At 71.6% G+C, this 13183-nt stretch carries 13 protein-coding genes; 6 read left to right on the forward strand and 7 right to left on the reverse strand.

Translation table 11 applies throughout. The annotated features are described in order from the left end of the window. The first annotated feature begins 55 nt into the window (after positions 1 to 55). Positions 56 to 697: a helix-turn-helix domain-containing protein gene (locus tag PH203_RS07915; RefSeq protein ID WP_289917896.1), complete on the forward strand. Its 642-nt coding sequence runs from the start codon at positions 56 to 58 to the stop codon at positions 695 to 697. Between the two features lie 26 nt (positions 698 to 723). Here the strand turns inward: PH203_RS07915 and PH203_RS07920 are convergent, their stop codons facing one another. From PH203_RS07920 to PH203_RS07930, 3 genes are read right to left on the reverse strand one after another with little or no spacing between them, the layout of a single operon-like run. Beyond that, a complete protein-coding gene (locus PH203_RS07920) occupies positions 724 to 1533 on the reverse strand; it encodes a hypothetical protein (protein ID WP_289917898.1) in 810 nt (269 codons plus the stop codon). Then, entirely contained in the window at positions 1533 to 2807 is a 1275-nt protein-coding gene (locus tag PH203_RS07925; protein ID WP_289917901.1) for a VWA domain-containing protein, read from the reverse strand. Before PH203_RS07925 ends, PH203_RS07920 begins: the two co-directional genes overlap by 1 nt. Before the next feature lie 45 nt (positions 2808 to 2852). After that, complete coding sequence (locus PH203_RS07930) at positions 2853 to 4352, reverse strand: IucA/IucC family siderophore biosynthesis protein (protein ID WP_289917903.1); 1500 nt, start codon at positions 4350 to 4352, stop codon at positions 2853 to 2855. 96 nt (positions 4353 to 4448) lie between these two features. Here PH203_RS07930 and PH203_RS07935 point away from each other — a divergent pair, with 96 nt between their 5' ends. From PH203_RS07935 to PH203_RS07945, 3 genes are read left to right on the forward strand one after another with little or no spacing between them, the layout of a single operon-like run. Further along, positions 4449 to 5900: an IucA/IucC family protein gene (locus tag PH203_RS07935; RefSeq protein ID WP_289917906.1), complete on the forward strand. Its 1452-nt coding sequence runs from the start codon at positions 4449 to 4451 to the stop codon at positions 5898 to 5900. Between the two features lie 20 nt (positions 5901 to 5920). After that, complete coding sequence (locus PH203_RS07940; RefSeq protein WP_289917908.1) at positions 5921 to 6826, forward strand: HipA family kinase; 906 nt, start codon at positions 5921 to 5923, stop codon at positions 6824 to 6826. Between the two features lie 23 nt (positions 6827 to 6849). After that, positions 6850 to 7131, forward strand: coding sequence for a SelT/SelW/SelH family protein (locus tag PH203_RS07945; protein ID WP_289917910.1), 282 nt, complete (start codon positions 6850 to 6852; stop codon positions 7129 to 7131). A gap of 1 nt (position 7132) precedes the next feature. Here the strand turns inward: PH203_RS07945 and aceB are convergent, their stop codons facing one another. Both aceB and PH203_RS07955 read right to left on the reverse strand, forming a co-directional pair. Continuing rightward, positions 7133 to 8767: a malate synthase A gene (gene aceB, locus PH203_RS07950; protein ID WP_289917911.1), complete on the reverse strand. Its 1635-nt coding sequence runs from the start codon at positions 8765 to 8767 to the stop codon at positions 7133 to 7135. A 187-nt stretch (positions 8768 to 8954) separates the two neighbouring features. Beyond that, positions 8955 to 9569 (reverse strand): nucleotidyltransferase family protein, encoded by a 615-nt coding sequence (locus PH203_RS07955; RefSeq protein ID WP_289917912.1) that lies wholly within the window; start codon positions 9567 to 9569, stop codon positions 8955 to 8957. A gap of 219 nt (positions 9570 to 9788) precedes the next feature. Between PH203_RS07955 and PH203_RS07960 the strand changes: the two genes are divergently transcribed. Next, positions 9789 to 10073, forward strand: a complete 285-nt coding sequence (locus PH203_RS07960) for a DUF5955 family protein (RefSeq protein WP_289917913.1) — start codon at positions 9789 to 9791, stop codon at positions 10071 to 10073. On the opposite strand, the gene PH203_RS07965 is transcribed toward PH203_RS07960, so the two are convergent. Then, on the reverse strand, positions 10070 to 10747 hold the full coding sequence (locus PH203_RS07965; RefSeq protein WP_289917914.1) for a DUF6304 family protein: 678 nt from the start codon (positions 10745 to 10747) through the stop codon (positions 10070 to 10072). The genes PH203_RS07960 and PH203_RS07965 overlap by 4 nt on opposite strands. After that, the gene (locus tag PH203_RS07970) at positions 10744 to 11538 is read right to left on the reverse strand and encodes an IclR family transcriptional regulator (RefSeq protein ID WP_289917915.1); all 795 of its coding nucleotides are present in this window, start codon (positions 11536 to 11538) and stop codon (positions 10744 to 10746) included. Before PH203_RS07970 ends, PH203_RS07965 begins: the two co-directional genes overlap by 4 nt. Before the next feature lie 271 nt (positions 11539 to 11809). Between PH203_RS07970 and allB the strand changes: the two genes are divergently transcribed. Beyond that, positions 11810 to 13147, forward strand: a complete 1338-nt coding sequence (allB, locus tag PH203_RS07975) for an allantoinase AllB (protein ID WP_289917916.1) — start codon at positions 11810 to 11812, stop codon at positions 13145 to 13147. The last annotated feature ends 36 nt before the right edge of the window (positions 13148 to 13183 follow it).

Here is a 13183-nt window from a genome sequence, read left to right on the forward strand (position 1 = left end):
TGGTTTTACCAAGTAGCAGCTTGGAAAGTCCAACGACTTGTCTAGACTGCGTTGCATGTCACCTCGCCGAAGCTACGACCAGTACTGTTCCGCCGCTCGCGCGCTCGACACCGTCGGCGACCGCTGGACCCTGCTGATCGTCCGCGAGCTCCTCGCCGGCCCGCGCCGCTACTCGGACCTGCACGCGGACCTGCCGGGCGTCAGCACGGACGTACTCGCCTCGCGGCTGAAGGACATGGAGCGGGACGGGCTCGCGACGCGACGCAGGCTGCCGCCGCCCGGTGCGGCATACGTCTACGAACTCACCGGCCGGGGGCGGGAGTTGCTCCCCGTGCTCCAGGCGCTGGGTGCCTGGGGCGAGGCGGAGCTCGGCGAGCTGCGGCCCACCGATGCCGTACGGGCGCACTGGTTCGCGCTGCCGCTGCTGCGGGCCCTGCGGGGCATGGGCGTGGGGGAAGGCCTCGTCGAAGTCCGGCTGGAGGAAGGAGACTTCCACCTGTATGTGGGTGTCGAGGACGGGCCGGTCTACGGTGACGGTCCCGCGTCCGGGGAGCCCGACGCGCGGCTCGTGCTGGACACGGTCACCTGCGCGGCGATCAGCCGGGGGGAGCTGAGCCTGGAAGACGCGGTGCGGGACGGTCGTATCGAGGTGGGCGGTGACGGGACGGCGGCGAAAGCCGTGAAGGCCCGCTGCTGAGCGGCAGCGGGCCTCCAGGCTCGATGTCAGGCGCCCGGCGGCACCTGCCGAGGCCGTCCCGACCCGCGTGTCAGGGCGTATCCGCCCACCCCCGCGAGCGCGGCCAGCACCCCGCCCACCGCGGTCCACACCCAGCGGTCGGACCACCAGCCGGAGGCCCAGCCGTCCTCCGGCTCGATGGCGGACAGCACCGCCGACGACTGTGAGGACTCGTCGTCGGAGTCGGACGCGGACGTGACCGCGATCCCCGGCACCAGCGGCTCGGACAGCGAGCCGTCCACCGCAGCCGCACCGCCGATGTCCTTGGAACCGACCTCCACCGACGCGTCGACCGGCTGGCCGAGGTCGGCCGTGGCGAGATCGACGGCCGTCAGCCGGATGTAGTACGTGCCGGGCAGCGGGTCGTCGGCCCACGGTTCGGACCAGCCGCGGACGGTGCGCAGCACGCACGCCAGCTCCACGGACGCGGCGTCCGCGGCCGCGGTGCGGGTCTGCACGCCGTACTGGCAGGCCTGGCGGCGGCGCAGTCCGTCGTAGACGTCGACCTGCCAGGTCTGCGCCGAGTGGGTCTCCGGCAGCTTCAACGTCGCCTCGACGGTGGGACGTTGGCCCGCGTCCGCCGGGAACGACCAGTACAGGTAGTCGCCCGTGGAGCCGGTCGCCGTGGCCTGCTGGCCCTGCTCGATCTCGGTGGCCGTACGGAACGACGTACCGGCCGAGGTGGGCGCGTCACCGTCGGACGAGGCCGAGGGGGACGGCGAGGAGTCCGCCGCCGCAGGGGAGACGGCGAGTCCCAGGGTCAGGAAGGCCGCGCTCAACACGCGTGTGATCCGCATCAGTTGGTCCTCCAGACCGCGACCCGCCAGCGAGAGACCCAGCCCCAGACGAGACCGGCGAGGAACCCGACCAGCACCAGCAGACCGAGCAGCCACCAGCCGCGCCCGAGACCGAAGGAGGCCACGTCGCTCGACGAGGACGGCGCGTCCACGATGTCGATGGTCAGCTCGACGGGCAGACCCGGCGTGGTCTTCACCCCCGAGGCGGGGGAGAAGGAGTTGGTCAGCTGGAGGCACACGACCTCGGCGGCCGGCTTGTCGCTGTCGTTGTCGTCCCGCTCAGGCTTGGGGTAGCGCAGCCCCGTGGAGATGACGTCCGTACGCCCGTTGCCGGCGGCCTCGCCGCGCACGATCTCACGGCCGTGCACGGTGACGGCCCGCAGCAGGGTCCCGTAGTCGGGGCTGACGGCCCGGTCGGCCGCCACGCTCACCGAGGCGCGCAGTTCCTGGCCGTCGAGGACCTCGACCCGGTACCAGCGCTCCTGCCCGAACTCCTCGCGGTCCGTGTAGAGACCGCTCTTGAGCGTCGGCGCCTTGGCGCACTGCGCGGCGCCCTCGGTGGCCACCGGTGTCACCACCGGGTCGGCCGCGCGGTCCACCAACTGGTTGACCTTGTCGGTGAGTTCCTCGGTGTGCTCCACCGAGGTGTACGTCCCGCCCGTCGCCTCCGCGATGCAGCTCAGCTGCTGCCGCATCTTGGTGTTCGGGACCAGGCCGAGGGTGTCGATGGTCAGGCCGATGCCCTTGGCCGCGATCTCACGGGCCACCTCGCACGGGTCGAGCGGGGCGCACGTGTCCTCGCCGTCGCTGATCAGGACGATCCGCTTGGAGCCGGAACCCTCGGTGAAGTCGTCGGCGGCCTTCAGCAGCGCGGGGCCGATCGGGGTCCAGCCGGTGGGCGAGAGGGTCGCCACCGCCGTCTTCGCCTCGGTGCGGTCCAGCGTGCTGACCGGGTAGAGCTGCGCGGTGTCCTTGCAGCCCGTCTTCTGGTTGTCGCCGGGGTAGTTGGCGCCGAGGGTCCGGATGCCGAGCTGGACCTCCTCGGGCGTCGCGTCCAGCACCTCGTTGAAGGCCTGCTTCGCCGCGGCCATCCGGGTGCCGCCGTCGATGTCCCGGGTCCGCATGGAGCCGCTCACGTCGAGGACGAGGTCGACCTGGGGCGCGGTCTCGCCCGTGGGTTCACCGGCGGCCGCCCCGGCCGGGAAGGCCATCCCGGCCGTGAGGGCGGCGAGCAGGGCGCACACTCCCGCCGCCAGCCGTTTACGTGTGATCATCGGCGGATCCTATTGACCGGGGGCACCGCACTCCAAAACGGCCCCTCACGCCAGCGGGTTCGGCAACTGGGCCCACTGGTCCCCGGGCGTCCCCGGCGACAGCCGCATCAGCGTCAACGCCTTGGCCGGCACCGGGTTCTCGAGCAGCGCCACGAGATCCGGGGTACGCGGAAGATCCCGTACGACGGTCTCCAGCGCCGCACCCAGCGCGGCACCCGAACCCGCCGTACCCGCCAGCGATCCCGCCACCAGGGCCCCGAACAGCTTGCGCCGCAGGGCGATTTCGTCGTCCGTGACGATCCGGCCGGTCAACTCCGGTACGGGGATGCCGTGCCGTGCGAGACGGGCCGGGCTGACCCGGATGTCGGCGAGGTCGCGGTAGACGAGGCGCAGCGGGGCGCCCGTCGCGGAGAGCACGACGAGAAGGTTCTGGCCGTGGGCCTCCAGGGCCACACCGAGGTCCAGCAGCCGCAGCCCGACGGTGAGGGACAGCCGGGTGAAGTCCGCGAGCCAGGCCGGGCGCGACGGAAGTCCGGTGGTGGCGAGCGCGGCCACCGGCACCACCCGCTCGCCGCTTCCGGCGTACACCTGCGGGGACTCACGCAACACGGCCGCGAGGTCGGGGGAGCCGGCCGTGGCGGCGCCCAGGGTGCGGGTGAAGTGCAGCAGGCCGTCCAGGTGCGTCTCCAGCGACTCGGCGAACGCCGACAGGGTCGCGGACAGGCCGATCGAGTAGACCGAGATGTCCCGCACCGACGACGTCAGCCGGGCGCTCAGGGCGGTCTTCACATGCGGGCCGCCGTCGGGCAGGGCCAGGGTGCGCAGTGACATCAGCGGATGCGCGGCCGGCCCCTCGTCGCCGGTCCGCTTCAGCACATGAGCCGCCTGCCACGGATGCACCGGGATCAACAGCCGCCGCCCGTCCCGCATCCCGTCCGGCCACACGCCGGTCACCAGGCACTCCTCCGCCCGTACCGGCAGCAGCCCCAGCCCGACGAGCGGCCGGTGCTCGGGCCCGTACGCGAGCTGCTCCGCCACCGAGAAACCCGGCCGGGAACGGCAGTTGGGGTGGAAGGGATGTCCGTCCACGACCCGCTGCTCCCACTCCCAGTCGGTCGCGGGCCACTCGTTCGAGGGGTTCGCCGGCTGCCCGGTCCGCGACAGCGCCAACGAGGCGACGCTGTGGTCGAGTTCGGCCACCAGGCCGTCGCTGTGCGGCACGCCGAGGTCGGTCACGAGCCGTGCGGGATCGCCGTACGCCGTGCCGTCGAGCCGTACGACGGTGACGTATCCGGCGGTCGCGTACGGGTCGGCCGCCGGGCCGTCGAGGCGCCGCCCGTCCCTCAGGCGCAGGGAGAGGCCCTCGCCGTCGGGGACGCGGCCGGTGATCCAGGGCAGCGGCTCGAACGCCAGCGCTCGCCACAGCCGGGTCAGCACGGCGGCCCGGGCGCCCGGCAGCTCGGCCGTGTACCGCGACACCAGGTCCGGACGCACTTCGGCCAACTCCTGGGCGACCTCGGCCTCGGCGGTGGGGGAACGGTGCACGGGTGGGCTCCTCGGGTACGAGTGGGTGGCACGGCGGGAGGCCGACGACAGAGATACTGATCGTCTCCGCCCGCACGTAGAGAACGAGTGAAACGCGTGGACCTCATCTCCCCGGCCGCCGCCGACACCTATGCTGCCGCGCCGCTGCTCAACTGCCTGCTGCGCGAGGTCGCCGAAGCACTCCCGGGCGCCGGTGAGCTGCGCACGCACAGGTTGCCCAGCGGTCGGCTGCTGCGGGTGCGCGGCGAGCGGCGGCCCGCGGAACCCGAGGTGAACACCGGCGGCGACTGGCATCGCATCGGCCACACCGAACTCGTCAAGCTCGTCGCCGAGGAACTGACCCGCCACACCGGCCTGTCCAACCACGAGCTGCCCGCCGAGATGATCGACAGCCGCGACGCCGTGGCCGCGATTCTGACGGCACGCGTGCGTGCGACGGCGCCGACGGACCCGTACCTGCTCTCCGAGCAGTCCCTGATCACCGGCCACCCCCACCACCCGGCCCCCAAGGCACGCGGCGGCGGCCCGGCCACCGGCTGGCTGCCCTACGCGCCCGAGGCGCACGCCCGCTTCCCGCTGACGCTGCTCGGCGTGCGCGAGGACGTCGTGGCCGAGGAGGGCGACACCTCCGCCCTCGACGCCCTCGGCGAGGCCCCGCCCGGGTACCGGCTGCTGCCCGCCCACCCCTGGCAGCTCGACCTGGTCGACCTCACGGCCGCCTTCGCCGACGGCCGTCTGATCCGCCTCGGCACGACCGGCTTGGACGCCTGGCCCACGGCCGCGATTCGCACGCTGTACGTCCCCGAGCGCGACCTCTTCCTGAAGTTCAGCCTGGACGTGCGCATCACCAACGACATCCGCCGCCTGTGGCGCCACGACCTGGAGAAACTCCGCCGGACCGACACGGCTGCGGCCCGGGCGTTCGCCGGCGGCCCGGCGGCCTGGCTCTCCGACCGCGGCTACCGCACCGCCGGCTTCGCCTTCGAGGAACTGGCCGTCCTCGTCCGCGACGGCTTCCGCGAGCACGTCCTGCCCGGCGCCACCCCGCTGCTGGCGGCGGGCCTGGTGGAGGGCTTCGACGGCTGCCCTGCGGGGGGCGCCGCATGGTGGGAGGCGTACCTGCGCACCGTCGTGCCGCCCGCCCTCGCGGCCTTCGCCGACCACGGTGTCGTGCTGGAGGCACACCTGCAGAACACCCTGGTCGCCGTCGACGGCGACGGAACGCCCGTGCAGGCGCTGTTCCGGGACGCCGAGGGCGTCAAGCTGCTCGCGGACGTGGACCGTGAGGCCGGCTGGGAGCGCCTGGTGTACACGCTGGTCGTGAATCATCTGTCCGAGGTCGCGGACGCCCTCGCCGAGCGCCACCCGGGCCTGGACCCCTGGCCCGCCGCCCGCCGGGAACTGGCCCGCCACGACCTCCCGGAGATCCCGGCCCTGCTCGCCTCGCCCACGCTCCCCGGCAAGACGAACCTGCTGCTGCGCTGGACCGGCGCGGACGGCGCGGACGCACGCTACCTGCCGCTCCCCAACCCGCTGGCCACCGCATGATCTGAACTACCCTGGCCGGTGTGCTGCGCGATGTGACTGCTGTTCGATACGTGACCCCGCTGAGGTCCGGCGGCTCCGTGCCCGGAGTCTTCGAGGCCGACGACCTGGGCACGTACGTCGTCAAGTTCACCGGCTCCGCGCAGGGCCGCAAGGCGCTGGTCGCCGAGGTGATCGTGGGTGAGCTGGCCCGGGCGCTCGGACTGCGCTTCCCCGAGCTGGTCCTCGTGCACTTCGACCCCGCGATCGCGGACGGTGAGCCCCACCAGGAGGTGCGGGAGCTGCACGGCGCCAGCGCGGGGATCAATCTCGGCATGGACTATCTGCCGGGCGCCGCCGACTTCACGCCGGAGCTCGCCAGGACCTTCCGGGTCGACCCCCTGGAAGCCGGCCGGATCGTCTGGCTGGACGCGCTGACCGTCAACGTGGACCGCACGGTCCACAGCTCGAACCTCATGGTCTGGCCCACGCTCGGCGTCGCACCGCCGCGGCTGTGGCTGATCGACCACGGCGCCGCCCTCGTCTTCCACCACCGCTGGGACGGCTCGGACCCGGCGAAGCGGTACGACTTCCGCCACCACGCCCTCGGCCACTACGCCCCCGACGTCCGGGCCGCCGACGCCGAACTGGCCCCCAAGGTGACCCTCGACCTCCTGCGCGAGGTCACCGCGGCCGTCCCCGACGCCTGGCTCACGGACCACGCGACCCCCGACGAGGCGCGCGAGGCGTACGTGACGTACCTCCACGCGCGCGTACAGGCCTCCGAGGCCTGGCTCCCCACCGACTTCCCCACCCGGGAGGAACTCGCCGCCGAGGAGGCCCTCCGGGCGGCGAAGACACAGCAGGGCAGGCCGAACTGGCTGAAGCGGGTCCCCGATCTGCACGGCAAGCCGGCCGCGGAACAGGATTGGTCGGTACACCTCGGATGAGCCCTGTGAGCCCCGTGAGCCCCGTGAGCCCCGTCGTGCAGATCGAGTACTGCACCCAGTGCCGCTGGCTGCCGCGCGCGGCCTGGCTGGCACAGGAGCTGCTCACGACCTTCGAGGCGGAACTGGGCGAGCTCTCGCTCAAGCCCGGCACCGGCGGTGTCTTCGTGGTCCGCGTCGACGACGAGGTCGTCTGGGACCGCAAGGAGCAGGGCTTCCCGGAGCCCACCGCCGTGAAGCAGGCCGTACGCGACCGAGTGGCCCCGGGAAAGTCCCTGGGCCACTCGGACAAGGCGGTGCAGCAGTAGCTCAGCCCTTGAGCTGCTCGTACGCCGGCAGCGTCAGGAAGTCCGCGTAGTCGGCGTCGAGGGAGACCTCCAGAAGCAGGTCGTGCGCCTGCTGCCAGTGACCGGCGGCGAACGCCTCCTCGCCCAACTCGGCGCGGATGTTCGACAGTTCCTCGGCGGCGACCTCGCGGGCCAGCTCAGGGGTGGCCTTCACCGTGTTTCCTGCGTGCTCGAACTCGACGCCCGCGTTGATCCACTGCCAGATCTGCGAACGGGAGATCTCGGCGGTGGCCGCGTCCTCCATCAGGTTGAAGATGGCGACCGCGCCGAGCCCGCGCAGCCAGGCCTCGATGTAACGGATGCCGACCTGGACGGCGTTGACGAGACCGTTGTACGTCGGCTTGGCGTCCAGCGAGTCGATGGCGATCAGGTCGGCGGCCTCGACGTGGACGTCCTCGCGCAGGCGGTCCTTCTGGTTCGGCTTGTCGCCGAGGACCTTGTCGAAGGACTCCAGGGCGATCGGGACCAGGTCGGGGTGGGCGACCCAGGAGCCGTCGAAACCGTCGCCGGCCTCGCGGTCCTTGTCGGCGCGGACCTTCTCGAAGGCCACCTTGTTGACCTCGGCGTCCCGGCGGGACGGGATGAACGCCGCCATGCCGCCGATCGCGTGCGCGCCGCGCTTGTGGCAGGTGCGCACGAGGAGTTCGGTGTACGCCCGCATGAACGGGGCCGTCATCGTGACCAGGTTGCGGTCCGGGAGGACGAACTTGGCGCCGCCGTCACGGAAGTTCTTGACGATGGAGAAGAGGTAGTCCCAGCGGCCGGCGTTCAATCCCGAGGCGTGGTCGCGGAGTTCATAAAGAATCTCCTCCATCTCGTACGCCGCCGTGATCGTCTCGATCAGGACGGTGGCGCGGACGGTGCCCTGCGGGATGCCGACGTAGTCCTGCGCGAAGACGAACACGTCGTTCCACAGCCGCGCTTCGAGGTGCGACTCGGTCTTCGGGAGGTAGAAGTACGGGCCTTTGCCGAGGTCGAGCAGGCGCTGGGCGTTGTGGAAGAAGTACAGCCCGAAGTCGACGAAGGCGCCGGGGACCTGGTTGCCGTCGGCGTCGACGAGGTGGCGCTCGCCCAGGTGCCAGCCGCGCGGCCGCATGACGACCGTCGCGAGCTCCTCGTCGGGGCGCAGGGCGTAGGACTTGCCGGACCTCTCGTCCGTGAAGTCGATGTTCCGGGTGTAGGCGTCGGCGAGGTTGACCTGGCCGAGGATCACGTTCTCCCAGGTGGGCGCCGAGGCGTCCTCGAAGTCCGCGAGCCAGATCTTCGCGCCCGAGTTGAGCGCGTTGATCGTCATCTTGCGGTCGGTCGGGCCGGTGATCTCGACGCGGCGGTCGTTCAGGGCCGCGGGGGAGGGGGCGACCTTCCAGGAGTCGTCGGCGCGGATGGCGGCGGTCTCCGGGAGGAAGTCGAGCGTGGAGGTGCGGGCGATCTCGGCGCGGCGCTCGGCGCGGCGGGCGAGGAGCTCGTCACGACGGGGCGTGAACCGGCGGTGCAGCTCGGCCACGAAGGCGAGGGCCGCGTCGGTGAGCACCTCCTCCTGCCGGGGCAGGGGCTCGGCGTCGACGATGGCCAGCGGGGACGGCGCTGGTGCGGACATGAGCTGTCACTTCCTTCAGCGAGCGTGGCACCGGGTGCCAGTCGAACCGGGTACGGCGAGCAACGCCCTCAGGGCGGTAGGGCGCTTCTGATCAGTGGATACTAGTTTCCTCATTGTGGAAGTTCAATGGTTTGTTGATATCGAGATTCTCTGAGTCGAGGCAAGGTGGCGCTCGGTGCCACCCCGCTCACTCAAGGTGCTGCAGATCAAGGTGCTGCAGATCTTCGGGGGTGTCGATGTCGTACGGCCGGGCGATGTCCCCGCACTCGACGAGCAGAAGCTGTCCGGCGTGTTCCTTCAGATACGCGCGTGCCCCTCGGTCCCCGGTCGCAGTCGTGGCGACACCGGCCCAGTGCGCCGACCCGAACAGCACGGGATGTCCGCGCACGCCGTCGTAGGCGGCGGAGACCAGGGACTCCCGCGACCCGTACGCACCGAGCACGCGCGCGTACGCCTCGGCCCCGATGCCGGGCTGGTCGACGAGCGACACGAGAGCGGCCTCGGCATCCGTCCTGGAGAGCGAGTCGAGCCCGGCTCGAAGCGAGGACCCCATGCCCTGCTCCCACTCCGGGTTCTCCACGACCACGCAGTCGTCGAGTCGCGCGGTGTCCCGTACGGCGTCGGCGGCGGCGCCCAGCACCACGTGCACCCGCGCGCAGCCGGCCGCGCGCAGGGCGCCCACCGCGTGTTCGATCAATGGCCTGCCGCGATGTCCGAGCAGCGCCTTGGGGCGTCCGCCGAGGCGTCGGCCGCCGCCCGCGGCCAGGAGCAGTCCGGCGACCTGGGGTGCCTTGTCCGTCATGTGTCCTGCATACCTGACGCCCGGGGGGCCGGCCGGTTTCCTGAGGCTGAATTTCGGTCCGCGGAGTGGCGCGGCCGCCGTCGGGAGGCGTTTACTGACCCCCGTCCGCCCCGGCGCCCGACCAGCGCCACGGGGCGCTCAGGGCGGGATCACGAGAGAAGGCGCACAACGGTGTGCGCGGGGGGGAGAGCTGTGTTGCGGAGCTTGGGGCAGAGGCCAGTGACCGGCAGCGACGAGGACCCCAGAGTGGCGGGCCTGCGGACCGCGGTGTCCAGGCTGCGCCGCGAACTGGCCGCGCACCCGGCCGAGTTCCCCGACCGCGGCATCGCCGAGGACGAACTGGCGGCACTGGCCGCGATGACGATCGACGGCGCGCCGGAGATCCCCCGGCTGCGGCGGTCGCTGCTGCTGATCGCGGGGGCCATCGGATCGGTGAGCGCGCTGTCGCGGGGGCTGTCGGACGTACGGGACGCGGTGGAACTGTTCGGGGAGCCGCGGCGCTAGTACAGGGGGCCGCGGTACGGGAACGGCCCGCGGTAGCCGCGGTCGGACGTGCGGTGCTCGAACTGCTCGCAGACCCAGGTCTCCTGGACGAACTCGGTGTGCTCGGGCCAGATCGTGAGGATGCCGTTCGGGCCCTTCTTGCCGTCGCAGCGCCGGTAGACGTCCTTCGCGCCACGGAAGCAGGCGAGCCCGGTCATCATGCTGTGGCCGACCGGGTGGTAGTCGGACCAGGCGCACGCGATGCACGCCTTGAGGCGTACCGAGCGAGGCAGCTCGCGCCCGATCTCGTGCAGGGCGTTCTCGAAGTCCGGGTGGGTGGCGCGGAATTCGTGTCCGTCGAGCCGCAGGGTGACGGTCAGGTTCTCCGCCTCCTCGGGGTACCAGAGCTGGAGCGCGCAGTGCACCGTCGCGATGCGCTCGCCCTGCCCCGCGACCTCGACGGGCATGGTCAGGCCCCACTCCAGGAGGCAGGACCAGAGGTCGCCCTCCTGGAAGGTGAACGCCGGCACGGGCGGCTCGCCCGTGAGCGCGCCGAGCGTGTCCATCGTCTCGCCCTCGAACCGCACACCCCTGATCGTCGTACGGATCAGCTCCCGGCCGTCCGACTCGAAGGCGATCTCCTCGAAGCCGTGCCGGTCGGTGTACCGGCCCGGCCACCGCATTAAGCCCGTCATGCCGGGTTCTGCGTGGCCAGCGCCTCGGACAGCTCCCCGGCCACCTGCTGCAGCACCGGCACGATCTTGTCCGTGGCCGCATCGGTGACCCGGCCCGCCGGGCCGGAGATCGAGATCGCCGCGGCCGTGGGGGAGTTGGGCACCGACACCGCGAGGCAGCGGACGCCGATCTCCTGCTCGTTGTCGTCGACCGCGTACCCGGCACGGCGGACGTCCTCCAGGGCCGCCAGGAAGCCCTCCGGCGTGGTGATCGTCTTCTCCGTGGCGGCCGGCATGCCGGTGCGGGCCAGCAGGGCGCGCACCTCGTGGTCCGGGGTGTTCGCGAGGAGGGCCTTGCCCACGCCCGTGGAGTGCGGCAGCACACGGCGGCCGACCTCGGTGAACATCCGCATCGAGTGCTTCGACGGCACCTGCGCGACGTACACGATCTCGTCCCCGTCGAGCAGCGCCATGTTCGCCGTCTCGCCGGTCTCCTCGACCAGCCGGGCGAGATAGGGGCGCGCCCAGGTGCCAAGGAGCCGGGACGCCGACTCGCCGAGGCGGATCAGACGGGGGCCGAGCGCATACCGGCGGTTCGGCTGCTGACGGACGTATCCGCAGGCCACGAGGGTGCGCATCAGGCGGTGGATGGTGGGCAGCGGCAGTCCGCTGCTCGCGGAGAGCTCGCTGAGGCCGACCTCGCCGCCCGCGTCCGCCATCCGCTCCAGCAGATCGAAGGCGCGCTCGAGGGACTGGACCCCGCCGGTGGCGGACTTGGCGGAGTCGGTGGTGCTGGCGCTGGACGTCGGCACGGCGCGTTCCTTTCGGGGTGGCAGGAAGGGCAGAAGCCTACCCGCCAGTCGGTTGACTCCCTGCTGGTACGTAGTTACGTTCTGCCTGCCGGAATACTAATTCCGCCTTGTGGAAACGTCCAGAGTGTGGAGCGTCGGGGCCTCGTGAAGCAGTGTGCCCTTGACGGCGTGGAAGCGGGAGTGAAGACTCCTTCAACAGAACGTTGAATTCCGTTACGTGGAAGTAAATCCCGTTTCTCGGAAGTAACAACGGCGACAGAGAGGGGTCCGGGTGTCCGACGTAGAACTGGTGCTGCGCTCGACGCGAGTCATCACTCCGGAAGGGACGCGCGCCGCCGCGGTCGCGGTCTTTGCCGGGAAGATCACGGCCGTACTGCCGTACGACGCCCCCGTCCCGGAAGGCGCCCGCCTGGAGGACGTCGGCGAGCACGTCGTCCTGCCCGGCCTGGTCGACACCCATGTGCACGTCAACGACCCGGGCCGCACCGAGTGGGAGGGCTTCTGGACCGCCACGCGCGCGGCGGCGGCCGGCGGCATCACGACCCTCGTCGACATGCCCCTCAACTCCCTCCCGCCGACCACGACGGTCGACCACCTCCGCACGAAGAAGGACGTCGCCGCCGACAAGGCCCACATCGACGTCGGCTTCTGGGGCGGCGCCCTGCCCGACAACGTCAAGGACCTGCGCCCGCTGCACGAGGCGGGAGTCTTCGGCTTCAAGGCGTTCCTGTCCCCGTCCGGCGTGGACGAGTTCCCGCACCTGGACCAGGACCGGCTCGCCCAGTCCCTCGCGGAGATCACCTCCTTCGGCGGCCTGCTGATCGTGCACGCCGAGGACCCGCACCACCTGGAGGCCGCCCCGCAGCAGGGCGGCCCGAAGTACGCCGACTTCCTCGCCTCCCGCCCGCGCGACGCCGAGGACACCGCGATCGCCCAGCTCATCGCCCAGGCCAAGCGGCTGGACGCGCGCGTGCACATCCTGCACCTGTCGTCGAGCGACGCGCTCCCGCTGATCGCCGCCGCGAAGGCGGAGGGCGTCCGCGTCACCGTCGAGACCTGCCCGCACTACCTCACCCTCACGGCCGAGGAAGTCCCGGACGGCGCCAGCGAGTTCAAGTGCTGCCCGCCGATCCGCGAGTCCGCCAACCAGGACCTGCTGTGGCAGGCGCTGGCCGACGGCGTCATCGATGTCGTGGTCACCGACCACTCGCCGTCGACGGCCGACCTCAAGACCGACGACTTCGCCACCGCGTGGGGCGGCATCTCGGGTCTGCAGCTGAGCCTCGCCGCCGTGTGGACGGAGGCCCGCAGGCGCGGCCACTCGCTCGAGGACGTCGTCCGCTGGATGTCCACGCGGACCTCGGAGCTGGTCGGCCTGGACCAGAAGGGCGCCATCGAGGCCGGCCGCGACGCCGACTTCGCGATCCTCGCCCCCGACGAGACCTTCACCGTCGACCCGGCCGAACTCCAGCACCGCAACCGTGTGACGGCGTACGCGGGCAGGACCCTGTACGGCGTCGTCAAGTCGACCTGGCTGCGCGGCGAACGCATCGTCGCGGACGGCGAGTTCACGGACCCGAAGGGCCGACTCCTCACCCGCACCCCCTGACTTCACCACCGCACCCGCAGCGGCCGACGACCGAAA

Source organism: Streptomyces sp. S.PB5, from assembly GCF_030403745.1.
In the GTDB taxonomy this organism is placed as follows: Bacteria; Actinomycetota; Actinomycetes; order Streptomycetales; family Streptomycetaceae; genus Streptomyces.

Bases quoted from the DNA above. Each gene is read 5' to 3' on its own strand.
- PH203_RS07915 (WP_289917896.1), top strand. From the start codon at position 56: ATGTCACCTCGCCGAAGCTACGACCAGTACTGTTCCGCCGCTCGCGCG.
- PH203_RS07920 (WP_289917898.1), bottom strand. From the start codon at position 1,533: ATGCGGATCACACGCGTGTTGAGCGCGGCCTTCCTGACCCTGGGACTC.
- PH203_RS07925 (WP_289917901.1), bottom strand. From the start codon at position 2,807: ATGATCACACGTAAACGGCTGGCGGCGGGAGTGTGCGCCCTGCTCGCC.
- aceB (WP_289917911.1), bottom strand. From the start codon at position 8,767: ATGTCCGCACCAGCGCCGTCCCCGCTGGCCATCGTCGACGCCGAGCCC.
- PH203_RS07955 (WP_289917912.1), bottom strand. From the start codon at position 9,569: ATGACGGACAAGGCACCCCAGGTCGCCGGACTGCTCCTGGCCGCGGGC.
- PH203_RS07965 (WP_289917914.1), bottom strand. From the start codon at position 10,747: ATGACGGGCTTAATGCGGTGGCCGGGCCGGTACACCGACCGGCACGGC.